At 60.0% G+C, this 22886-nt stretch carries 19 protein-coding genes; 13 read left to right on the plus strand and 6 right to left on the minus strand.

What is annotated here, in order from left to right:
* The first annotated feature begins 51 nt into the window (after positions 1–51).
* From A477_RS0106485 to A477_RS0106520, 8 genes are read left to right on the plus strand one after another with little or no spacing between them, the layout of a single operon-like run.
* Positions 52–1107: a methyltransferase gene (locus A477_RS0106485; RefSeq protein WP_157367051.1), complete on the plus strand. Its 1056-nt coding sequence runs from the start codon at positions 52–54 to the stop codon at positions 1105–1107.
* Entirely contained in the window at positions 1104–2930 is a 1827-nt protein-coding gene (locus A477_RS22110) for an ABC transporter ATP-binding protein (protein WP_017198210.1), read from the plus strand. The genes A477_RS0106485 and A477_RS22110 overlap by 4 nt, the downstream gene beginning before the upstream one ends.
* Positions 2927–3886, plus strand: coding sequence for an LLM class flavin-dependent oxidoreductase (locus tag A477_RS0106495; RefSeq protein ID WP_017198211.1), 960 nt, complete (start codon positions 2927–2929; stop codon positions 3884–3886). Before A477_RS22110 ends, A477_RS0106495 begins: the two co-directional genes overlap by 4 nt.
* Positions 3883–4494 carry a flavoprotein gene (locus tag A477_RS22115; protein WP_044568429.1) on the plus strand — a complete coding sequence of 204 codons (612 nt, stop codon included), beginning with the start codon at positions 3883–3885 and terminating at the stop codon, positions 4492–4494. Before A477_RS0106495 ends, A477_RS22115 begins: the two co-directional genes overlap by 4 nt.
* Complete coding sequence (locus tag A477_RS0106505) at positions 4488–5405, plus strand: phosphotransferase family protein (protein ID WP_017198213.1); 918 nt, start codon at positions 4488–4490, stop codon at positions 5403–5405. The genes A477_RS22115 and A477_RS0106505 overlap by 7 nt, the downstream gene beginning before the upstream one ends.
* The gene (locus A477_RS0106510) at positions 5406–7991 is read left to right on the plus strand and encodes a M16 family metallopeptidase (RefSeq protein ID WP_017198214.1); all 2586 of its coding nucleotides are present in this window, start codon (positions 5406–5408) and stop codon (positions 7989–7991) included.
* On the plus strand, positions 7992–8873 hold the full coding sequence (locus A477_RS0106515) for an ABC transporter ATP-binding protein (protein ID WP_017198215.1): 882 nt from the start codon (positions 7992–7994) through the stop codon (positions 8871–8873).
* Positions 8870–10072 (plus strand): ABC transporter permease, encoded by a 1203-nt coding sequence (locus tag A477_RS0106520; RefSeq protein WP_083848026.1) that lies wholly within the window; start codon positions 8870–8872, stop codon positions 10070–10072. The genes A477_RS0106515 and A477_RS0106520 overlap by 4 nt, the downstream gene beginning before the upstream one ends.
* Positions 10073–10126: 54 nt before the next feature.
* Here the strand turns inward: A477_RS0106520 and A477_RS0106525 are convergent, their stop codons facing one another.
* The 5 genes from A477_RS0106525 to A477_RS0106545 form a co-directional block, all read right to left on the minus strand.
* Complete coding sequence (locus tag A477_RS0106525) at positions 10127–11146, minus strand: LacI family DNA-binding transcriptional regulator (protein ID WP_017198217.1); 1020 nt, start codon at positions 11144–11146, stop codon at positions 10127–10129.
* A 44-nt stretch (positions 11147–11190) separates the two neighbouring features.
* Complete coding sequence (locus A477_RS0106530) at positions 11191–12648, minus strand: GH1 family beta-glucosidase (protein ID WP_017198218.1); 1458 nt, start codon at positions 12646–12648, stop codon at positions 11191–11193.
* Positions 12648–13550, minus strand: coding sequence for a carbohydrate ABC transporter permease (locus A477_RS0106535; protein ID WP_017198219.1), 903 nt, complete (start codon positions 13548–13550; stop codon positions 12648–12650). The genes A477_RS0106530 and A477_RS0106535 overlap by 1 nt, the downstream gene beginning before the upstream one ends.
* On the minus strand, positions 13547–14647 hold the full coding sequence (locus A477_RS0106540; protein ID WP_017198220.1) for a carbohydrate ABC transporter permease: 1101 nt from the start codon (positions 14645–14647) through the stop codon (positions 13547–13549). Before A477_RS0106540 ends, A477_RS0106535 begins: the two co-directional genes overlap by 4 nt.
* A gap of 67 nt (positions 14648–14714) precedes the next feature.
* Complete coding sequence (locus tag A477_RS0106545) at positions 14715–16031, minus strand: ABC transporter substrate-binding protein (protein WP_017198221.1); 1317 nt, start codon at positions 16029–16031, stop codon at positions 14715–14717.
* A gap of 672 nt (positions 16032–16703) precedes the next feature.
* On the opposite strand from A477_RS0106545, the gene A477_RS23985 reads away from it, so the two are divergent.
* On the plus strand, positions 16704–16958 hold the full coding sequence (locus tag A477_RS23985; protein ID WP_353579765.1) for a nucleotidyltransferase domain-containing protein: 255 nt from the start codon (positions 16704–16706) through the stop codon (positions 16956–16958).
* Positions 16959–17232: 274 nt separating this feature from the next.
* On the opposite strand, the gene A477_RS0106555 is transcribed toward A477_RS23985, so the two are convergent.
* On the minus strand, positions 17233–18081 hold the full coding sequence (locus A477_RS0106555; RefSeq protein WP_017198223.1) for a MurR/RpiR family transcriptional regulator: 849 nt from the start codon (positions 18079–18081) through the stop codon (positions 17233–17235).
* A gap of 149 nt (positions 18082–18230) precedes the next feature.
* On the opposite strand from A477_RS0106555, the gene A477_RS22120 reads away from it, so the two are divergent.
* From A477_RS22120 to A477_RS0106575, 4 genes are read left to right on the plus strand one after another with little or no spacing between them, the layout of a single operon-like run.
* Entirely contained in the window at positions 18231–19418 is a 1188-nt protein-coding gene (locus tag A477_RS22120; protein WP_017198224.1) for a C45 family autoproteolytic acyltransferase/hydrolase, read from the plus strand.
* A complete protein-coding gene (locus A477_RS0106565; protein ID WP_017198225.1) occupies positions 19415–21067 on the plus strand; it encodes an ABC transporter substrate-binding protein in 1653 nt (550 codons plus the stop codon). The genes A477_RS22120 and A477_RS0106565 overlap by 4 nt, the downstream gene beginning before the upstream one ends.
* A gap of 4 nt (positions 21068–21071) precedes the next feature.
* Positions 21072–22022: an ABC transporter permease gene (locus A477_RS0106570; RefSeq protein WP_017198226.1), complete on the plus strand. Its 951-nt coding sequence runs from the start codon at positions 21072–21074 to the stop codon at positions 22020–22022.
* Complete coding sequence (locus A477_RS0106575) at positions 22019–22882, plus strand: ABC transporter permease (protein ID WP_017198227.1); 864 nt, start codon at positions 22019–22021, stop codon at positions 22880–22882. Before A477_RS0106570 ends, A477_RS0106575 begins: the two co-directional genes overlap by 4 nt.
* Positions 22883–22886 lie beyond the last annotated feature (4 nt).

Genomic DNA, 22886 nt, shown 5'->3' on the forward strand with positions numbered 1-22886 from the left:
CCGTTTGATCTCCATTCCCTTTTGCCGCCGTAGAGCCAGAAAGCAACGCCCGTGACTAACACTCTTGAAGACAACACCACATCCGACCCGACTGCAATGCTCCGACTGCTCGATCTCGCCAGTGTCCTTAAGCCGATGGCGCTAAGGGTCGCGGCGACATTGAACATTGCCGATCTCCTGGCAGAAGGGCCCAAGACCGTCACGGAGCTGGCGGAGGCAACAAGCACCAGCGAGCTGCATCTGCGCAAATTGTTGTCGTACTTGGCCGAGATGGAAATTTTCGTAGAGAACGAGTCGGGCCAGTTTGAAAACACAAGTCTGTCCGAGCCGCTTCTCTCCACCTCACCGTTGTCCATCCGCAGGATCCTGGACGTTAACGGCGGCGTTGGCAGATCCCAATTGGGGCTGGTGGGTCTCCTGCACACCATCACTACCGGCGAAACGTGCCATGCATCAGTCTTTGGATCCAGATACTGGGACGACCTCAACAATGATCCGAAGTACTTGGAGTCTCTGCGGAGCGACGGTAACCGGGGGCCGGTGTACGGAGCAGAGGAGATCATCCACGGATATGACTGGTCTGGAGTCGGCAAAGTCATAGACATCGGAGGCAACAACGGGATGGTACTTATCAACCTCCTGCAAGCCCATGCACACCTGACGGGGGCCACCTTGGATCTGCCCAACCTGGCATCCATAGCAGGAGACGAGATTGCCGCCGCCGGGCTTTCCGAACGGGCCGAGTCCATCGCCGGTAGCTTCTTCGAACCGTTGCCGCAGGGATACGACGTCTACCTCCTTTCCGGAATCCTTAATGACTGGACTGACTCGGAAGCCGTCGAGATTCTCACGAACGTGGCTGCGGCTGCCGGGCCCGGGGCGAAAATACTTCTGGGGGAGATAAACCTCCGTTACGAGATGATGACCCCGAACGTCGCTGAGTTGGATCTCTACATGAGTACCCTGGTGCCAGCCCCGGTGAGGACCTTGGAAGACATTAGTCGCATTGCGGCGCCAGCAAAATTGAAAGCAGAACTCGTCAGGGACGACCACCCTTTCCGTACCCTGATTGAACTTGTGCCGGTAACTGCCGGGTCTGCTTCATGACCTCTCCAGAAGCCTCGTCGACGTCACCTGACGGAAGTGATCCGTCGAAGGTCAGCATCACCCGTGAATTCATGGCTCACGGACGATTCAACATGGTACTCATCGGAGTGCTGGGCCTTGCCTCTGTCGCCGGGACGTTGGCCTTCCCCTACTTGGTAGGCAAGCTCATCGAAGCGATTCAGGCCGGATCTCCGTTGCTCTTGCCATCACTTTGGATGGTGGTGGCAGGGCTCGGGGGAGCCGTGGCAGGGGCCATCGCCACTTTTCTTGTGGGCAGGACCGGCGAACGCATCATCGGCCGGTTGCGTGGCCGCGTCATGGCCCATTCCCTAGGAATGAGGCTTCGGGACATCAAAGAAGAAGGGGTCGGGAACCTTTCGGCCCGCCTCAACGCCGATGCATTCCAGGTAAAGGCCGCAATCGACATTGGTCCGTTGCAGCTGCCAACCAGTGCCTTGATACTGCTCGGCACGTTGGCAATCATGGGTTTGCTTGACTGGGTACTCTTGCTGATCACTCTCGCGTGTTTCGCTGCGGCTTTTGTGGTCATCGGATTCCTCATGATTTCGCTCCGCAAGAAGTACAAGGAACTGCAGGATCGGATCGGGAGTCTCTCCGACAATTTCGTCAATCAGATGCAGGCTATAGCCGCGATAAAGGCTTACAGGGCTGAGGGCTTGATCCTTCGCCGCCTGACCACGAGGGCGGATGAACTGGCCGACCTTGGAGTCTCGGCATCCCGCATCGAATCCATGCTCGTGCCGGCGGTAACACTGGGCCAGCAAATAGCTTTGGTGGGCGTTCTGGTCGGCGGTGGCACACGGGTCATTGGCGGGGACCTCGACCTGCCCACATACATTGCTTTCCTGTTGTATCTCTTGCAGCTCGTAGGACCTGTTGTGATGGCTGTGTCCGGCCTGACAACCATCCAAGGAGGAATGGTTGCCCGTGCACGCTTTGAGAGTGTTTTTGCAATGCCTACGGAGAAGGCCTTTGAACCAGACCCGGATGCAGCCAGCGTCAACGCAACCGACGAGGGGACCCTGCAAGTAGACGCGCCTTCGGCGGTTACTTTCGACGGCGTGTCGTTCGGTTACGGGGGCCCTTCGGTTCTGCAGGACGTGACTTTCGATGTGCCTCGCCGGGGTTTGACTGCTTTGGTGGGGCTATCAGGATCCGGCAAGACCACCATTCTTGATCTCATCGAACGCTTCGCCGTGGACCAGTCAGGAGCAATCACGTTCTTTGGGAACCCGATTGAGCATTTGTCTCTGAGTGAGGTCCGGCGAAACATAGCCTATGTGGACCAATCGTTCACCCTGGTTCAGGGGACTGTCCGCGAGAACCTTAATTTGGGGCGCACCACTGAGGTCCAGGAACACCGACTCGGCGAAGTACTCCGGATGCTGGGATTGGAAGAGTGCATCGAGGCCCTTCCGGAGGGCCTGGACACCGAAATCGGCGGCAGCACCGATCTTTCGGGAGGGCAAAAGCAGCGGCTCGCCCTCGCCCGGGCAGTCCTCTCGGACGCGCCTCTTGTCCTCCTGGATGAACCCAGCTCCCAACTCGACGGCGTCAATGAAGAGAAGCTTCGGCTTTGCGTCCGTGAAATGTCCCGCGACCGGGCTGTTCTTATGGTCGCTCACCGTCTTTCCACGGTGCAAAATGCATCCAAGATCGTGGTTCTTGACGGTGGCCAAATAGCTTCCGAAGGCACACATGAGGAGCTCTTACTTAACAGCCAGGCCTACACTTTGCTGGCCAGCGAACAGACGTTGAACAAGAGGACGGAGACAGATGAAGGGCAGCTGGTGCCGCAGTGAAGCTGTCCGTCCTGCTGCCGGTCATGCCTCTGGATGTCCGGGCCGCGATGCCCTTCGCGGCAATGGTAAAACACAGCCCGGGTCACAGCCTGTGGCAGGGCCAAGGGCTTCTGCTTGACTCTTATCAGCTCTTCACCGCACTAAGTGCTGCAGGAGTCGGGGTGCCGATGGGTTCCGGGGTGGCGCTGATACCTTTACGCAGTCCGCTTGAGGCGGCAGTTCAAATCAACAGTGTCATGGCACTCAGCAAGCAACCCATGGTTGCCGGTTTCGGTCCGGGTGCCAAGAGCTTCCAAGCAAGCGTCATGCAGCGACCGTACTCCAGCCCCTTAACGGCTATGCGCGAATATTTGGGTATTGTTCGTGAACTGCTGACCGGGCGGCCGGTAAGCAGGGATGGCCAATATTTTTCGCTGCACGCCCAGCTGCCCCCGCTGCACACAAATATCGCGGAACTGGGTCTAGGGGTCCTCCGCCCAAGAATGGCCGCTTTGGCCGGAGAAGTCGCAGACGTGGCAATCACATGGATGTGCCCGCCTTCCTATATATCGACGATCCTGCAGCCAGCATTACAGGCCGCCGCCGAGTCGGCGGGCAGGCCGTCGCCTCGCATTGTCTCGGTAGTTCCGGTTGCCCGGGAAGTTCCTGGAAGGGAACACGCGAAGTTGCTCTGGGAGGGAAGCCAAGTGCACCTGGGCGCCCCGCACTACCAGGACATGTTGGCCCGCGCGGGCATCGATGTTACAACGGGCACGCCCTCGGAATCCACCGGTCGTTTGTTGGCGGGGGAAGTCTTTCTGGGAGGGTCGTTGGACCGGATTGGCGAGGGACTGCAGTCGTACAAGGCTGCAGGCGTCGATGAACTGGTCCTCAACACCACAGGTGTGGCATCAGTCAGTGCCGATGCGGCGCTGGAGGAGTTGGCCACCATACTGACGGAGGTCAGTCCAGGATGAATCCGGGAGACAAGCGAGATACCGACGGCGGCGGGCCGGCTCGTCTTTTGATCGTAGTGACAGGATCGCCTTCCGCGGCGGACGCCCCCACGCACCTGTATGTTCTAAGGCAGCTTTATCCCGATCTGAGTGTCAGGGTGGTCGTGACGAGATCAGCGTTGAGGTTTGTCACCCCCTCGGCTTTGGCGCATCGCACAGGCCACCCAGTGAAACTGGATGAATGGAGTGATGCCGACGAGGCCCTGCATGTGGAGCTTGAAAATTGGACGGATTCGTTCGCCGTGTTTCCCGCAACCCTTGACTTTCTTTCACGGGTGGCGGGAGGCAGGGGGGACAGTCCTTCGGTCCTCGCCATTCAGTGCACCGCCAAACCTGTTGTCTTTGTTCCGGCGCTGCCGCCGGGCGGGATTCAGAGCCGGGCGTACAAAAGCCATTGGCAAGAAATCTCGGCGGCGGGGAACATGGCCATTGTTCCGCCACGTACCGCAGTCAGTGTCACTTCCGGCGATATTTATCAAGGAGCGCCCGGGGAAATCTCCGATGTCGTGAAGCTGACAGAAGCACTTCGACACGAACAGGCCCGGGTTGGAGAGGCGCAATCATGGTGAACCAAACCGTTCAGCTGCCGGGCCTGGGCCGCGAAACAGCGGTCAACGATATTGCGTCATCCTTCATCATCACAGCCGCGGACGGTTACGAAATCCGGCAGCAGTTCAGTCGGGTCAGCGCCAGCCACTCCTACAAGCGCGGCCAGGTGACCCATGAACTGCGGAACGTTGGCCACGGCGAAGGTGACGGGCCTGCGGTAGTGGTAGCCGGAAGATTCACGGGTTTCGAGTGGATCTTCTCAGTGCGCAGTGAATCCACGTTAGTCGACGGTGTTCTTGCAGGGGATGGGGGCATAGAGTGGCCAGCGGTCTCGCACGCTGCCGGCAATTTCCTCAAGACCTTGCATTCCCGAGATAAGGACCACGATGTCAGCGATACCGGGGGTCCAGAACCCTACTTGAGGCTCGACGCCTGGTTCAGGGGACTCTCCCCGGACTTTCATGGAGCCCACTTCACACCGGTGGTCCGGGAGGTGCTGGGGGATTCAGTCTGGAACACCTTGGCAGCATGGTGCGAATCCTTACTGGCGGCATCCAGCACCACTCTCTGCCACGGACAGTTCGGTATGGGCAGCATCCACGTTGGGTACGAATCGGTGCTGGAAGTCCTGACCGGGCCAGCTCTCTGCGTGGGACACCCGAGTCTGGACATCGGCTACTTCCTCGGAGAACTCTTGGAGATGAGCCGCGCCGAGAGGATAAACCCGGAAGAGTTGCAACTGTCCATTCAAGCCTTCGAGGACGGCTACGGCCGCGGACTCGTTCCTGACGACTTTCGTGCTGCAATACTGCGCATCCTGATGCATCAGCATGACTTTGTGGCATATGCCGCCCATGAAGTCACCCCCGAAATTGTCGAAAACCTCAGATTTGTCCGGTATCTCGTCGAGTCAGGAATGGGATCACGCTAAGTGCCAACACAAACCACCACCTCTGCAAGAGAACTGCGGACTATCAAACTTGGCAACGGGCTGCGCGTCATTGCCGACTACACGGACGAGGTGGCCAGAACCGCAGTTACCGTACATTACGGTGTTGGATTCCGCTCCGAGCCGGAGTCCAAGGAGGGCTTTGCGCACCTTTTCGAACACTTGATGTTCCAAGGGAGCCAACGCGTACCCAAAGGACTGTTCTACGCCCGGGTGAAGGCTACGGGCGGTTACGTCAATGGCACCACGCACCAGGACTACACGGATTATCAACACCTGATTGCGCCGTGGGACCTTGAACGGACCATGTACTTCGAAGCAGACCGTATGAGAGCCCCCCAGTTCACGCGTCGGAGTCTTCAGGAGCAGTTGGAACTGGTTCAGCAAGAGATCTACTACAACACAGCGGTGGATCCCTATGCTGGATTTCCTTGGCCCAAGTCATCGAACCTGCTTTTTGACGACTATGCCAACGCCCATGATGGCTACGGTGATATGAACAGACTTCGTTCCATCTCCCTTGATGACTGTGCAGAGTTCTTCCACGACTGGTACACCCCGGAAAATGCGGTCCTTACCGTCAGCGGACGGCACTCCATGGAACAGGTCGAGCAGCTTGCTGATCGGTACTTTGGATCAGTCCCGCCGCGGGCAACCAAAGGCCGCACACGGCTGGACGATGCGGAACTCCTGGCCAGCAGGGCGGCCTCCTTCCATGACCCGAACGTGACCCTGCCCGGAGTGTCCATCAGCTATCGAATTCCAGGTCCCGATGTCGAACCAGATTCGTATCTGGCGCTTAATGCATTGGCCAGACTTCTTAGCTTGCAGTCGGGTCAATCAAGCTCGCTTGCTGACATCGATGCACAAACAGGCTACTTCGGTGCCTTTGACGCCGTGACTCCCGAGGTTTTCAATGTTGTGCTGACCGTGGGAAACGGGGCTGACTGCGATTCCGCGGTGGATGCGTTCGATAACGCGTTGGCTGCCTTCCGGGATCCGGCCGCGGTGGCCAGGCATCTGCAACCAGCATTGGGAACCTTGCGGCGTCACTACTTGCTCACGGGAACCGACTTGCTCGACCGTTGCAGATTCATTGGCAAATCCCAGCTCCTGTTCGGCGACCCGGACCTCATCTCATCCTTGCCGCAAAGCGTTGCAGCGCTTACGGCCACAGACCTGGCCAGAGCAGCGCAGTCTTTGGTGGCTAAGAAAAGGGCGGTAGTCAATATCTTGCCGACCAAAGGAACCGGAATGGTGACCGCGTCCGGAGACCTCCAAAAGACACTCGGGACCATCACCATCCCTGATGGTCGGGATGCTAAGGCCCAAGCCCTGGGATGGGGTCCCACCGTTGGTTTGGCCTCGTACGCCGAAGTGCGGGAACCCGAGTCAACCGGCCTCGCCGAGTCCTTGTCCTTCACCACCTCCACCCGTAGCGGGATTTCCACCGCACTCTGCAGGGAGAACCGTAGTTCGCTCGTAGAACTCAGGCTGAGGTTCGCTACCGATGGCATCGGCTGGGAAGATCCCTGGGGTGTCCGGAGGATAGTGGACGGCATTCGTCGACGCATGGAGTTTCTTAGGCCGGCACTTGCCGGATCCCTGGATATGGATGTGAGAGCTGACGGCGAGATGATCGAGTTCTCCGGGCGGGCTGAACAGGCAAGTCTGCCTGATTGGTTCGGTGCCGTTGAGGACTGCATATCCCGCGACTGGCCTCCGCTTACGCCTTCTCCGCAAAGCCCAGCGCAATCACTCGGGATGCTCTCCGATGTCATTGCGCGGAAGTTGCTCATCGATGCTGCCGGCTGGACAGGAATGCATACGCATGGCAAAACCGAACTTCCAAACAGGCGCATCTTCACCAAGACCGCAGCCACCTTGGTGGTAATCGGCAATATTGACGCCGATGAACTGGAAGAGTCCCTGGCAACGCTGGGACTTCCGGAAGACCGCGAAGGAACGCACAAGGCGCTGGCTTTGCCAGAGCGGCCAAACCTGCGACAAGACGTTCACGTGGACGGCTCCACCACGGTGCACTCAAGCTACTTTCTTGAACCTGATACTGCCGGCATACCGGAGGCGGCACGGTATATCACCGCCGCACTCTACGGAGGGTCTCCTCTTTCCCGACTCCACAGGAACCCCTTACTGGAAACCGTTATTGCCCGCACAGGGGGCATCGTCGGTAGACGAACCATAGCCGGCCGTCCCGTTGCCACCACGCGAATCGTTGCCGGTTCCTCCGCTTTCGCCGCAGCTGCCAGGGAAATGAAACGCGAGGAGAAGTCTTTCAGGGCTTACCCGCCAGCCAAGGCAGAGATCGCGCAGGCCATCAAGTATTGCGAAAACGAACTTAGGAACGTCTCGGACAGCACTCAAACCAAGGCCGACTATTTCGCCAATCTCATGAGCAGGGGGATTCCTTTGGACCGTTATCACAACATAGGAGCGGAACTGCGTGAAGTGACACCTGAGCTCGTCGCCGCAACATTCGATTCACTCTTTTCCGGTGAACGTATCGCCGTGAGCGTCGGGGACCTGGCCAATCTGGAAGGCGCCTAAGTGCTGGAATACCACGAGGTCACTAGATTCTATGGAGAGCGACGGGTTCTTGAGAATGTTTCCTTCTCCGTTCGGCCGGGCTGCCTGACCGGTTTCGTAGGGGCAAACGGCGCAGGAAAGACAACAACCATGCGGATCGGAATGGGTCTGCTTTCTGCGGACGACGGCTACGTCAGCTGGGATGGCGCCCCCATCACCCGTGCGCATCAGCGGACGTTCGGTTACATGCCGGAAGAACGAGGTCTTTACCCCAAGCAGACTATCGCTACGCAGCTTCGATTCTTCGGCGAGATCCATGGCCTTTCCGGCAAGGAGGCGGTTCTCAGGGCGGATCGCTTTTTGGACGCTTTCGGCCTGATAGGTCGGAAAGACGAACTCCTCGAGTCCCTTTCCCTTGGAAATCAGCAGCGGGTGCAGATCATTGCGGCCCTGATCCACGGACCAACATGCCTCATCCTGGACGAGCCGTTCTCAGGACTTGATCCGTTGGCTGTCGATTTCATGAGCACAGTGCTGCGGGAAAAGGCTCAGGAGGGTGTCCCGGTGCTCTTCTCAAGCCATCAGTTGGAACTTGTTGAAAGGTTGTGTGACGAGCTGGTGATGCTGGTGGACGGAAGTATCCGGGTCAACGGCGTCACCAACGCGGACTCAGACGCTGATATGCCGACTTATCGATTGGAAATGGGTGAGGACATGTCGTCGCTTAAAGCAGTTCGAGGAATCACAATCCTGGGACAGGGGCCAGGCTGGGTGGAGTTCAGTCCCGCGGAACCCGGCGTGGAACAGGAGGTTTTGTTGCGGGCAGTCAGCCTTGGTGCCGTGACGTCTTTCTCGCGGGTACACACTTCCCTGACCGAACGCTTCCTGGCTACGAACAAATGACCACAACACAGCGTCCGGCATGGGTAGTGGTACTTCTCCGTGAAATGGGAATGAAGGTTCGCGAGAAGACATTCAGGATTGGCATTGCTTCCACCTTGATACTGGTGGTCCTGGGTATAGCGGCGCTCTCATTTTTCTCCAATAAGACGGAGAACCATTCGATTGCAGTCATAGATGACGCCGGCACATCAGTGGTACATCAGAGCGGTGATCTCTTGCGGACGCTGAAGCCCGACTCTCCTGACGAGGTCTCGGTGGTCCGCGTCGACGCAGCGGCTGTGGCCTTGGACAAGGTATCGGACGGAACCACTGACGCAGCACTGATTCCAGTGATGGACAACACTGGTGCGGCCCTCTGGAAATTAGTCGGTAACGGATCCATCAACCCCGATTTGGAGCAAGCAGTCGCGGCGGTGGTGCAGCAGACGGCCACCTCAGCGAATGCGGCAAGACTCGGTGTCAATCTGGAAGAACTCGGCCGGGGGGCGGAGCTTCAGCGGCAGCTTCTCAGCGAAAAGCAAGGCAACGACGGTTCGTTGTTCGTTTTGAAGTTTGTTTTCAGCTTCATGTTCGTCTCCGCACTCATGACGTACGGGCTGGCGATAGCCCAGAGCGTGGTAGAGGAAAAAGAGAGCCGGGTTGTTGAGATCCTCGCAGCGGCGACATCCGTGAAATACCTGTTGGTGGGCAAAATCGGCGCAAACTTCATCCTCGGATTCTTGCAAGTCACCGCGTTGACCACCATAGCGCTGACCGGGCTCGCTTTCGTCAATGTCATTCCGGACCTGGGCCGGGTCGCGGCGGCCAGCGGATGGTTCATCTTCTTCTTTGTGCTTGGGTTTTTCGCTGTCTCCTGTATCTGGTCCGCCCTCGGATCCATGGCAACCCGGTCCGAGGATCTTGCGTCATCAGCAATACCCATGCAGATCCTTCTCTTCGGGGCTTATTTCCTCAGCTTCACCGCTCCTGAGGAAATTCTCAGAGTGGCTTCCTTTGTGCCGGTTTTTTCCTCCATCGCCATGCCGACGCGCATCTTGGACGGGGGTGTTGAATGGTGGGAGCCTTGGGCCGCTGCGAGCGGGGTGGTGGTGGTGGGCATCCTGGCCATCAGGTTGAGCACAAACATATATTTGCGCACGCTGATGCGGACCAACAGGCGGACGTCCCTAAAGGAAGCGCTCCGAAATGGCCCCTCGTAACGCAGCGGATATAAAGAAGCCCTCGGAACAGCCTTCAAAGCCTGAAGTGAAACGCTAAACGGAATCGCGGATGACGATCGAGGTTGGCATTCTGGTGACGCGCTCCGCCGGTTTGCCCTCGATCAGGTTCACGAGGGTCTCGGCCATCTTCTTGCCGAGTTCAACAATCGGATGATGCACAGTGGTGAGGCCGGGGGTCACGGATGTGGCGAAGGAATCGTCGTCAAAGCCGACGACGGCGATGTCCTCCGGGATGCGCAGACCCCGCCCCTGGATCGCGGTGTAGGCGCCGGCAGCCATTTGATCGTTCGCGGCGAAAACGGCGTCAATGGGCACGCCGCGATCCAGCAAACGATGCATTGCTTTGGCGCCGGATGCCAAAGTGAAGTCGCCCTCCTCCATCAAGCCCTCTCCAAGACCCGCCCCCCGCACGGCTGTCCTCCACCCGGCAAGGCGGTCGAGTCCCGGTGGCATGTCTTGGGGACCAGCAATCGTGGCAACGTTCTTTCGGCCGCTCTCGGTCAGAAGCCGGGTGACCTCGTACGCCGCTTGCTCGTTGGCCACATCCACGTAGTAGCTCTCCTTACCGCCCACTAAGGGGCGCCCGGCGAACACCATGGGAAGTGATCCCGAAAGGTGCGTCCAGGAGTTGTCGCCACTGTGGTGCGAGACCACCAGGACGCCGTCCACATTGCCTCCGAGGAGGAAGCTGCGGGTTTTCTCCGGCTTCGACTCCGAGGAGATCACCATGTTCAACGTGTACTCAGTATCGGTGAGATACAGGGCGATGCCTTGGACCACCGAGGCGAAGAAGGGGTCCGCAAAGACCTTCGACGTCGACTCCGGGACGATCAGTGTGACCGCATTCGCCCGGCGTTTGGCCAGCGAACGTGCCGCACGGTTTGGCGTGTAGTCGAGTGCAAGGATCGCTTTTCTCACGGACTGTGCCAGTTCCGGGTCAACACTGGGGCTGTCGTTGACGACGCGGGACACGGTGGCCCGCGACACCCCGGCCAAGGCAGCCACCATCTCAAGGGTGGGTACCGGCCGGGGGCCGCTGGTGTCCTGCGTCATGGTCATCTCCGGAACGTAAGAAAAGTAAGCCTCTGAAGGCTACTTTAGGCGTTCACGGTAGCGGTCGCAGATGCCTTGGCCGCCTCGATAACCCGGGAGTAAGCGAGTCCGCTGTCCTTCACCGTCCGTTCAAAGGTGTCATAGTCCACGCGAACAACCCCGAAGCGCTTGCCGTAACCCCAGGACCACTCGAAGTTGTCCAGGAGCGACCAAACAAAGTAGCCGCGCACATCGGCACCTTGGTCAAGTGCCTCACCAACGGCTGTAATGTGGTCGAGGACAAACTGGGTCCGCTCGGCGTCGTGGACTGCGCCGTCTGGACTGACGACGTCGTCGTATGCCGAACCGTTTTCCGTGATGTACAGCGGCGGCAGCGCCGGGTATTCCTCCCCAAGGCGCACCAGGAGCTTCCGCAGTCCATCAGGGTTGACCTCCCAGTTCATGGCCGTGCGCGGCAGGCCGCGGCTCGGGAACGCGATGTCCTCGGAACCGATCCAGCACGACGACGTCGGACGGGTTGCACCGCCCGAGTGGCCGTCACCGTGCTCAGCAGTGGGGTGCCCGCTGATGAGGTCATCGTGGTAATGGTTGACACCCAGGAAATCGATGGGTGCACCAATGATTTCCAGGTCGCCGGGTTTGATGACGTCCCGGATACCGAACTGCTCAAGGTCGTTGAGGGTGTCCTCCGGGTAGGCGCCGCGGAGGATCGGATCGAGGAAGATGCGGTTCTGCAGCGAGTCGAACCTGCGCGCCGCATCGAGGTCCACGGGATCTGAAGGATCCCGCGGAATGGAGTTGCTGAGATTAAGGGTGATCCCCAATTGCTGCGCACCGCGACTCCGCAGTTCGTTGACCACCAGGCCGTGGGCCAGGTGCTGGTGATGGATCGCCGCGACGGCTGCTTCCGGATCCTGACGACCCGGAGCGTGCACGCCCGCCGCATAGCCAAGGAGTGACGAGCAGAAGGGCTCGTTGAACGTGGTCCAGTGCTGGACCCGATCCCCCAACGTCGAATAAACATCGTTTGCGTAGTCGACGAAGCGGTAGGCAGTATCGCGGTTGGCCCAGCCGCCCTTCTCTTCCAGTGCCTGCGGCAGGTCCCAGTGGTACAGCGTCAACCAGGGGAGGATACCGGCGTCGAGCAGTTCATCCACAAGGCGGGAGTAGAAGTCCAAGCCTTCGGCGTTCGCGGTACGGCCGCCCGGCCGGACGCGGGACCAGCTCGTGGAGAACCGGTAGGAATCCAGGCCCAGCTCCTTCATGATCCTGACGTCCTCAGGCATGCGGTGGTAGTGCTGCACCGCGTCCTTCAGCGTCTCGCCGTTGGCAATGGCACCCGGGATACGGGCGAAAGCATCCCACACGGAATCTTCCTTGCCGCCCTCGTGGCTGGCGCCTTCCACTTGGGCTGCGGCGGTAGCCGAGCCCCAGAGGAAGCCCTTGGGCCACACCCTGTTAAAGGGAGTGGTCGCTGGGTGGGTTGTTGCTTCGAATGGCATTAGCCCTTCACTGCTCCTTGCATGATTCCGGATATGAGTTGACGTCCCGCCAGCACGAAGAGGGCCAGCAGCGGAAGTGTTGCCATGACGGCGCCGGCCAGGACGATCGAATAGTCCACGTATCGGGCCGACTGCAGTTGGCTGAGCGCCGTCTGCAAGGTGGGGTTGCCGGCGTCGAGCACCAGCAGGGGCCATAGGAAATCAGTCCACGCCGTCATGAACGTGAACAGGCCGAGGATTGCCATGGCCGGGCGTGCGGCGGGCAGTGCCACATGCCAGAAGGTGGAGATCATGGACGCTCCGTCCATGCGGGCCGACTCGATGAGTTCGTCCGGGATCACGTCCACCAGGTACTGCCGCATGAAGAAGACGCCGAACGCCGTGACAAGGGTAGGGATGACGACGGCGCCGATCTCACCCGTCCAGCCCAGCGTGCGCATCAGCATGAACAACGGGATGATGCCGAGCTGCGTCGGGATGGCCATGGTGGCGATCACTGCCACCATCAGCCAGTTGCGGCCGCGGAAGCGCAGCTTGGCGAACGCGTACCCGGCCAGCGTGGAGAATCCCACCACCGAGACGGTGATGATGCCCGAGATCAGGACGCTGTTGCCGAGTGCCAGCCAGAACGGGATGGTGTCGAAGACTTCGCCAACGTTGGTCCAGAAGTTGCCGCCCGGGAACAGCGGCGGCCAGGTTTCCCCGAGGGCTTCGTTGGAGCGGCTGCCGATGATCACGGACCACCAGAGCGGGTAGGCCGAAGCCAGGAAGAAGGCGAGCAGAAGCCCATAAGTGAGGAACCCGGGGCGCCGGCCGTTGCCAAAAAGTGCCTTCCGTGTGGCCAGGGATCGGGAGGTTCGCTGAGGGGCCGGTGCTTGCGGCCGGTTTTGCGTGAGGGTCATTGCCCGCTCCTCGGGGTTGATTCCGGTGCCGTTGCCGGTTCCGCCGCTGCCGCCTGGGCGGTGAGGCCGGCGTCGTCCGCTTTTGCGTTCGGGACTGAAGAACGCTTCCGACGGCGGCGGCTGGCGATGCCGCGATCGTCGCCATTGGTGGCGATACGGCGTGAAATAAGCCAGTTCACGATGCCGAAGATCAGGATGATCAGGAAAAGGAGCCAGGCGATGGTGGAGGCCTTGCCGAAGTTCTGACGCTGGAAGGCCATCTCCCACAGGTACAGGACGGTGGTCTGGAACTGCCGTGCCGTTCCGCCAGCGGCCACGGGATCGAAGAGCCGGGGTTCGGTGAAGATCTGCAGCCCTCCAATGGTGGCAGTAACAATGACGAAAACCATGGTGGGCCGGATGCTCGGCAGGGTGATGCTGAAGAAGCGGCGGACTGACCCGGCGCCGTCGATTGCTGCGGACTCGTAGATATCGCGGGGCACTGATTGCATGGCCGCCAGGAGGATGAGCGCGTTGTAGCCCGTCCAACGCCAGTTCACCATGGTGGCGATGGCGATGTGGCTGGGAAGGGTGTCGTTCTTCCACATGACGGGATCGATGCCGAAGCTGGACAGGATGTTGTTGATGAGCCCGTATTGCTCCCCGAACATGTTGGTGAAAATCATGGCGACAGCCACGGGAGTGACTACGTAGGGAAGCAGGATGCTCATGCGCCAGAACGTCTTGGCGCGCAGGTTCTGGTCCAGCACCGCAGCAATGATCGTGGCCATGATCAGCTGGGGAATGGTGGAAATCAGGAAGATGCTGACGGTGTTAAAGAGGGAGTTCCAGAAGAACCGATCCTGCAGCACCTCAGCGAAGTTCTGGAATCCCACAAACTCCCCCTGGCCTTTGAGCAGGTGCCAGTCGAAGAGGGAGACGAAGAACGTGTAGCCCAGGGGAAAGAGGCCCACCAAGGCAAAAAGAATGAAGAACGGGGCAATGTAGAAGTAAGGGGACGCCTTCATATCGAAGACGTTCAGGCGTTGGCGGAACGTCGGTTTCGGTTTACTGGCAGCCGATCTGCTCGCTGCCGGGCGGTTCAATGTGGTGGTCATGGACGGGTCTCAGACTCTGTGAGGGGGCCTCCGGCTTTTATCCCGGAGGCCCCACGGCCGGGTTCTGCTAGTTGTTGACCACGAGGTCGTTGAGGAGCTTGACGGCTTCATTCCAGGCTTCATCCGCGGTGCCCTTGCCCGAATCGAGCATCTTGAGGGCGGGACCGAAGACGTTCTCCTGGATCACAGAGTCATCCGGACCCTTGAACTGGGCGATGACACCCTCGGCGCGGGATTCGAAGATTGCGCCGTAGGGAGCGTTGTTGAACAGTTCGTTCGGCTTCGCTGCTTCCACGATCTTTGCCTGGGCTTCGAGGGTGCTGGGGAAGTTGTTCGCTGCCGCGGACTGCTTGATCTGCTGCTCCGGTGCGGTCAGCCATGCTGCCAGCTTCGCTGCTTCAGCAGGGTGCTTGGAGCTCTTGGGAACCGAGAGGAAGGCACCGCCCCAGTTGGAGGCGCCGCCCGGGAACACGTCAGCTACATCCCAGCCGCTTGCTGCCCCGCCGCCGGCGGACTCGAGCTGGCCCTTGATGGTGCCGAGCATCCACGCCGGGCATACGTGTGTTGCAAAGGAACCGTCCACGAAGGCCTTGCCGTTACCCCAGTCGAACTGGGTTTGGTTGGAGGACAGGCCATCGGCGGTGCCTGCGGCGAGCATGTCGAACTTTGCCCGCATCTCCTTGTTGCCCTCGACGTTCAGCTTGCCGTCTTTCGTGTAGTAGCCTTCGTCCATCTGGTTGACCATGGAGTTCCAGACGAAGCCGGACTGGTCATACCAGGCCTTGCCGGTGGCCTCTTTGTACTGGCGGCCCAGCTTGAAGTACGTATCCCAGCTGGCGTCCTTGCCGCCGAAGAGCTCGGCCACCTTTTCGCGGTCGCTCGGTAGGCCGGCCGCTTCGAACAGCTTGCCGTTGAAGCACAATGCCTGCGGTCCGATGTCCGTGCCATAGCCGATCACGCGCCCGTTGGGGTCAGTGCCCTGCTTGTACTTCCAGTCCACCCAGTTGCCTTTGATGTCCTCGGCGCCGTGTTCCTTGAGGTCAACGAACTGGTCCGAAACCTCCATGATGGAGCCGAGCCAGCCTTCCTCGATGGCGGTGACGTCGCTCAGGCCAGAGCCGGCGGCGAGCTTGGTGAACGCGTCGGTCCTGGCGTTGGAACCGCGGTCGATGTTGGTGGCCTCAATCGTGACGCCGGGGTTCTGCTTCTCATATTCGGCATACAGGTCGTCGTATCCGAAAGTGCCGAAGGTGGTCACAGTCAGTGTGACGGGGTTGTCGGCGCTCGCCGCTTTGTCGCCTCCGCCGCTGCAGCCTGCCGCCACGAGGGCAAGAGAGGCTACGCCGGCCAGGGCAGTGAATTTCCTTAGTCGCGAAAACTCCACGATCACTCCTTTGTGTGTTCGAGCGACCGTACGCCAAGGGCGAGAGAGCGCTCTCTGAGATGTGGGTCCAATGTATGTGCTGCAAGTCACGTGCGTCAAGAGAGCGCTCTCTCGCGCTGGTTTTGTGTCATCGTAAGTCCGCTCGTGAGGGGTTAGCTCCCAAGTTGTCGAGGGATTGGCTCCCGGGGTTATGGAGGGTTCTTACTGCCGGAAGCCCGCCTCTGGGTGCGGCTCCCCGCGAACCAAGTTGAATGTCCGGGCGCCTGGAGGACTGGAGTAAATCGCGTGCAATAAGAAGCGATTGGAGGCCTGATGCAACTGCAGAACCCGTTGAGGGCAATTTGTCCCACGCTAGAAGCTGATGTCCTCATGGCGCTGGCGGACGGTCGTCCAAGTACACCAGGGCATCTGGTTCGGGACCGCGGTATCCATGCCTCTGTGTCTGGCACTCGACGATGCTTGGAGCGACTTCAAGAGAGCGGCATCGTTATGGGAATCCAGGTCGGCAACCGAACCGAGTACGCCCTGAATTCGTCTCACATGCTTGCCGGCGTCATCGCTGAAGCGTCCCAAGGCAGGGATCGCTTCACGCGTTTTGTTTCCCGTGCAATATTGAGATGGCCTGAACGCCCCCTGCAGGTAGTTCTTTTTGGTTCTGCGGCACGAGGGGACATGCGCAACGACTCTGATATCGACTTGCTGTTCATCGTTCAAGACGGCTCTGGCGATGAGCTCTATGAGCGGATCGGAGATCTGGCCGTAGACCTCTACCGTCTTACCGGCAATGACGTTCGCCCGATAATTTACGAAACGTCCGAAGTCCGGGAGGCGCCCATATTCGACTCGATTAGGAGAGAAGGCGTTCATCTTCATGGTGATCGCCATTGGTTGTCGCGCCACCTCCGTGCCTTGGCGGCTGCCTCGTGACGGCAAGGTCAGATGCCAGCGCGCGGCTTGAGGATTCGCGGGCTTTCCTCGAAGCGGCGGATACGATCAACCTTCTGAATTCCGAAGAAGCCTATGCAGATGTCATTGCTACCTTGGCGGTCCATGCAGGCATAGCAGCAGCGGATGCTTTTTGTTTACAAAAGCTGGGTATAACGGTTTGAGCCTCACGCACGCTAAGTCCAGCAAGTGTATTGAGTGGGCTTCCAAATTGGTTATTGCCGCCGAATCGAAATTTTCCTCGGAGTGACAGAGCTCAGTACCCCAGCTGCTCACGCAATGCCGTGAGCTGGTGCGACGACTCCACAGCCTGCTCGTGATCCACGGAAACCAGCGCCTGGACCAGGACATCACTGAGCACGATCGACGGCAACGCCTCAGTGGTCATGCCGGTGGGTGTGTGCGGGGCGAGGATCACGGCATCGGCCAGATCATGCAGATCAGACTCGGGTTCATCCGTCAGTAAGACTATGGACGCACCAACTGAACGTGCGCGCTTAAGCAGCACCTCGACGTCGACCGTTACTCGTCCCGGCGCGAAGACGACCACCACATCCTGGCTCCCAAGTTGGAGCAAATCATCCGCGAGCCGGAAGCCGTCGCTGGAGATGCACCTGGCCCGCCGGCCGATCCGGTTACAGCGCAGGGCCAGGTTGAGGGCGGCAATTCCGGACGCGCCCACACCGTAACTGACAATCGTGGAACCTCTCATGAGGAGTTCGACGGCGGGAGCGATTGCCTTTGCGGGATCGGCGCTGGCGGCGAGTTCCAGGCGGTCCTTGGCCTCGGACCACACATTTTCCCAGATGTCCTCAATGCTGGCGCCCATATGGTCGATGCGCTGCTGCATGCGAATTTCCGGCGCCACCGTTGAGGTGAAGGGGGTGGCGATGTCCCTCTTGAGCTCCTGGAGTCCTGAGTATTCCAATGACTGGACCGTGCGGACCACGGTGGCGCTGCTGGTCCCGCTTTCCGCCCCGAGTTCCTGCGCGCTCGCGTAGAGAAGCCGCTCGGGGGAGCTGTTGGTGAGGAAGGTGCTGACCGTCCGCTCGGCTTTGGAGAGCTTGTCCCAATGCTCGCGGACACGACCACGCAGATTAATCATGCCCCGATTTTTCGTAACGTCTGTTACAGAAGTCACATTGGATGTACTATTCATTCTAAAGAAGCCCTCACTTGTAACGGTTGTTCCAAAGATACCCCTAACAACAGCGAATGACAGTGAGACCCAATCGAACGAAAGGCCCTACGGATATGAGCAACACATCCTTGAGGATCGTGGAGATCTCCGGACCTCCGCTGGAACGGGGGCGTCAGTATGGCAGTGCTGCAGCAGACCTGATCACGAAAGCTATCGGTTTCTACACCGAGGCCTTCCAGCAGCAGACAGGACTTACGTGGGATCAGCTGCGCGGAAAGGCCGAACGCTGGATGGGGCTGTGCACCCAGGCGGCGCCGGATCTGGTCACGGAAATGCGCGGCATCGCCGAAGGCAGTGGCCGGGACGTCCTGGACATTATGGTGCTGAACCTCCGCGGCGAAATCATCTACGACGCTGGCTTCGCCAAGGCACCTGAGCACGAAGAGCGCGACAACGTGGACGGATGTACCTCTTTTGTCCTGACCGATGGTGCTTCCGGGGATGGCCACATGTACGTCGGTCAAAACTGGGATTGGCGCCACGGCACACAGGACACTGTGATGATCCTGAGGGTTGTCCAAGACCCCAAGCCCACGCTGATAATGCAGGTGGAGGCAGGCCAGATTGGCCGTCACGGAGCAAACTCCGCCGGTATTGCCCTTAACGCCAACGGATTGGGCGGCCGATTCAACGATGAACTCGGAATGCCGCAGACCTTCATCCGGCGAATGGTCTTGGACCAGGCCGAACTGCCGGATGCGCTGAATACGCTCTTCCGCCAGAAGCCGCACATCGCAAGTAACGCAGTCCTGTCCCACCGTTCCGGATTCTCCATCGACGTGGAAACGACTCCGGGAAGCAACGGTTGGATGTACCCGGACAAATCCGGGGTGCTGGTCCACGGAAACCACTACGAAGCTTTCATGCCGGTACAACTGGCAGCCACCTACCGACCGGTCTCCGTGGATTCCCTCTTCAGGGTCCCGCAAGCGAGGCGGGGGCTGGAACGGGTCCGCACAGCTACAAGCACCGTGCAATCCCGGGAAGCCATCAAGTCAGCAATGTCGGATCACCTGGGTTACCCCGAATCCGTTTGCACCCATCCGGACGAACGCCGCCCCCGCGTCCGCCAATGGTCCACGTTGCTCTCCAGCTGCGTAGACCTCACCACGGGCGACTACTTGGTTACCAACGGAACACCGTGCGACCACAACTACGAACAAATGCCCTGGAACCTCTACGACGGGCCTGGTTCCGCCCACGACTCCTTCAACCCCACCATTGCAGAGGTATCACTGTGAAACGCAACAATAGATTCAAGCCAGTTGCCCGAACCGGCGTCATCGCCGGTGCAGCCGCCTTCACTCTGGCGCTGAGTGCCTGCAACGCGGCAGGACCTCAGGCACAGAGCACTCCCACCGATGTTTCCTTCGGCCCCACCACCTCCGAAGCTGCAGGCGCGATCGATTCCTTCACGTGGATGATCACCCAGGAGCCGGCAACCTTCGATCTGGACAAGGACAGCGGCACGGCCGAGAACACCATCATGTCCAACGTCTGCGAACGCCTAATGAAACTCCAGCCTGACCTGACCACCACGCCTCACCTGGCAGAGAAAGCCGAATGGACCTCGGACACCACGGTGGTGTTTACGCTCCGGAAGGACGTCACGTTCCACGACGGGACACCGATGACGGCTGACGACGTGCTCTGGAGCATGCAGCGGCACGCCGCCAAGGGCGCCGACGAGTCCGATGAGTACGCCAACGTCACCAACATGGCAAAGACAAGCGACAACCACATCACCGTCACGCTGAAACAACGCGACGCCATCTTCCTCCAGGCGATGGCCGGTAACGGCGGTATCGTCCTGAACCGCAAGGTTGTTGAAGTCCAAGGCGCTAACTTCGGATCGCCGTCGGCTCCTGACGCCTGCTCAGGTCCCATGAAACTTGAGAAGTGGTCGGCAGGCTCCAACATCACTCTCACCAAAGCTGCTGACTACTGGGACGCTGACAACGCTTCCCTGGCCAGCACCGTGACCTTCCGCTGGGCTGATGACAATGCGATCGTCAACGCTTTGACCAGCGGCGAAGCCCAAGGCGCCTACCTGGACAGCCCTGCCACGGCCGGACCATTGCAGAAGAGCGACAAGGTCCAGATCGCCCAAGGACCGTCCACCAACGTCTGGTCGCTCATCGCCACCGAGCGCGGAGCCCTCAAGGACGAGCGGATCAGGCAGGCATTGTCGCTGGCACTCAACCGGGAGGGTGTAGCCCAGGCAGCATTTGGCGGACTGGCCAAACCCTGGAAGACGCCCGTGGGTCCGGGCGCTTGGGGCTACGAAGAGCCCACCTTCAACAGCGCCTATGAAGCACTGACAGGCGCACCCGCGCAGCCGTCCGAGGAAGACCTGGACAAGGCGAAGAAGCTGGTGCAGGAAGCTGGCGTGCCCGCAGAGCCGATCGTGGTTGCCAACAGCGGCGACTCCATCAGGAACGTCATCTCCAGTGCACTGGTTGAAGCTGCGCAGAAGATTGGCTTGAAAGCCGAAATCGTTACTATCCCACGCCAGCAATACGGCGACTTCTACTCGGACGCATCCCTGCGTGCACAAGCCGACCTCTTCTCGGACGAGTACTACATCTCCAAGAACGACCCCGTGGGATTCTACAAAAACGGGGCCTCCACGGCCCGGGTCAACTTTGTGAAATTCACCGGCGAGGGTTACGACGACAAGGTCAAGGAAGCCCAGGCCACCACCGACAACGCTGCCCGCGCCAAGCTCGCCATCGATCTGGAGAAGCAGTGGACCGAGGCCGTGGTCTGGATTCCTGTGGCACACACACCCGCAACCATCGCCATGGCGAAAGACATCACCGGAGCACCGTCGTCGGCGTCGTTCCTCTACTACCCGTGGGCCGCGGACGTCGGCAGCAGCAAGAAGTGACGCCATGATCCGTGCAGCAACCCGCATCGCGGGAATGATCCTGACCCTGGTGGTGAGCTCGTTCGTCATCTTCGCCGCGATGTATGCGGCGCCAGGGGATCCGGTCACATTCCTGATCGGCAACCCGGAGAACATGACCCCTGAGCGCGTTGCCGAAGTGAAGGCGCAGTACAACCTGGATCAACCGCTCATTGTGCAATACGGGCTCTGGGCGTCGCAGGCTTTCATGGGCAACTTCGGTACGTCGTTCCAATATCACCAGCCGGTGGCTGAGCTCATGGCCACCCGGCTCCCGGCAACACTCGCGTTGGTGGCCATGGCGTCAGTGCTGTTCATCGTGGCCGGTGTTGGCCTGGGCATCCTGTCCGCGCTGCGCCAAGGCAAGCGCACAGACTCCACCATCACCGCCGCCACCACACTCGCAGCATCGGTTCCGTCCTTCGTTATTGGGCTGCTGCTGGTCTCCATCTTCTCGGTCCAACTGGGATGGTTTCCCGTCTCGGGTGCTGGCGAAGGGTTTCTGGATCGGCTGCACCACCTTGCGCTGCCCGCAGTGGCACTCGCCGTTGGCGCCGTCGCCATAGTCAGCAGGGTGACCCGGCAATCCATGGTGGAGCAGCTGTCCATGGACCACGTGGAAGCGGCCCGCAGCTTCGGGTTGGCACCAGCGAAGTTGATCCGCCGGCACGTGCTGCGCAACGCATGGGGACCCATCCTGACCATGGTGGCGCTTGTAGTGGCCAGCATGCTGGCCGGAACGGTGGTCGTCGAAAGCGTGTTTGGTATCAGCGGTGTGGGCAAGCTGCTGGTGGATGCCATCAACACGCACGACTTCCCCGTGGTGCAGGCGGTACTCCTCTACATGGTCATCACGTACATGGTGGTGACCACCCTGGTGGACCTGGTCCACCCGCTGCTTGATCCGCGTATCAAGGCAAAGGACAAGAAATCATGAGTTCCCTTTCGACGTCCACGCTGGCGTCCACCCCGGTAATTGGCAAGAAGAAGCGCGACGTTGCGTACCTTCTGAGCTTGGGCTTCCTCATGGTTGTGGTTGCCGCCGCTTTGCTCGCACCGTGGGTGGCCCCCTACGCCGCCAACGCCGTGGACTTCACCGCGATCTGGCAGGCGCCGGGTGCAGCGCACCTTCTCGGCACGGACCAGGTAGGCCAGGACTTGTTCTCGCGACTCATCCACGGAGCCCGCGAATCGTTGCTCGGCCCCCTTGCGCTGTTGGCGCTGGCCACAGTGTTCGGAGTGACCATCGGAACCGTTGCTGCCTGGAACGGCGGCTGGATCGATGGCCTCCTGGCACGCATCACCGACGTCATGTTCGCCTTTCCGGGTCTGCTGTTCGTGGTTCTGGTGATTGCCGTCTTTGGCAAAGGACCCGCGACGGCGATTGTCGCCTTGGCGCTCGCCTACGCACCGGTGATCGCCAAGTTCACGAGGTCGCTGGCGCTGGCCGAGATGGCCCGCCCGTATGTGGATGCGTATCGCGTGCAAGGCGTGGGCGGATTCTTCCTGTGCGTCCGCTACATCATTCCCAACCTGACCCCACCGCTCCTCGGGTACCTTGTGGTGCTGTTCGGCGAAGGCCTCATGAGCCTCGCGACACTCAGCTTCCTGGGCTTTGGTGCGCAACCGCCCAGCTCCGAATGGGGGCTCATGGTCCAGGAAGGCCAGTCCGGCATCATCCAAGGCCACATCTGGCCGACACTGGTTCCCGGCGCCGCCATCGCCGCCGTTGTGGTGGCCGTCAACGTGGTGGGCGTGCGTTTGTCCGACCGCCTGAACTCACGGTTTGAGAGGTAGGAAA

The sequence above is a fragment of the Arthrobacter sp. M2012083 genome, assembly GCF_000281065.1.
Classification (GTDB): Bacteria; Actinomycetota; Actinomycetes; order Actinomycetales; family Micrococcaceae; genus Arthrobacter.

Coding starts and splice junctions, on each gene's coding strand:
- A477_RS22110 (WP_017198210.1), top strand. CDS start 1,104: ATGACCTCTCCAGAAGCCTCGTCGACGTCACCTGACGGAAGTGATCCG.
- A477_RS22115 (WP_044568429.1), top strand. CDS start 3,883: ATGAATCCGGGAGACAAGCGAGATACCGACGGCGGCGGGCCGGCTCGT.
- A477_RS0106505 (WP_017198213.1), top strand. CDS start 4,488: ATGGTGAACCAAACCGTTCAGCTGCCGGGCCTGGGCCGCGAAACAGCG.
- A477_RS0106520 (WP_083848026.1), top strand. CDS start 8,870: ATGACCACAACACAGCGTCCGGCATGGGTAGTGGTACTTCTCCGTGAA.
- A477_RS0106525 (WP_017198217.1), bottom strand. CDS start 11,146: ATGACGCAGGACACCAGCGGCCCCCGGCCGGTACCCACCCTTGAGATG.
- A477_RS0106530 (WP_017198218.1), bottom strand. CDS start 12,648: ATGCCATTCGAAGCAACAACCCACCCAGCGACCACTCCCTTTAACAGG.
- A477_RS0106535 (WP_017198219.1), bottom strand. CDS start 13,550: ATGACCCTCACGCAAAACCGGCCGCAAGCACCGGCCCCTCAGCGAACC.
- A477_RS0106540 (WP_017198220.1), bottom strand. CDS start 14,647: ATGACCACCACATTGAACCGCCCGGCAGCGAGCAGATCGGCTGCCAGT.
- A477_RS23985 (WP_353579765.1), top strand. CDS start 16,704: ATGCGCAACGACTCTGATATCGACTTGCTGTTCATCGTTCAAGACGGC.
- A477_RS0106555 (WP_017198223.1), bottom strand. CDS start 18,081: ATGATTAATCTGCGTGGTCGTGTCCGCGAGCATTGGGACAAGCTCTCC.
- A477_RS22120 (WP_017198224.1), top strand. CDS start 18,231: ATGAGCAACACATCCTTGAGGATCGTGGAGATCTCCGGACCTCCGCTG.
- A477_RS0106570 (WP_017198226.1), top strand. CDS start 21,072: ATGATCCGTGCAGCAACCCGCATCGCGGGAATGATCCTGACCCTGGTG.
- A477_RS0106575 (WP_017198227.1), top strand. CDS start 22,019: ATGAGTTCCCTTTCGACGTCCACGCTGGCGTCCACCCCGGTAATTGGC.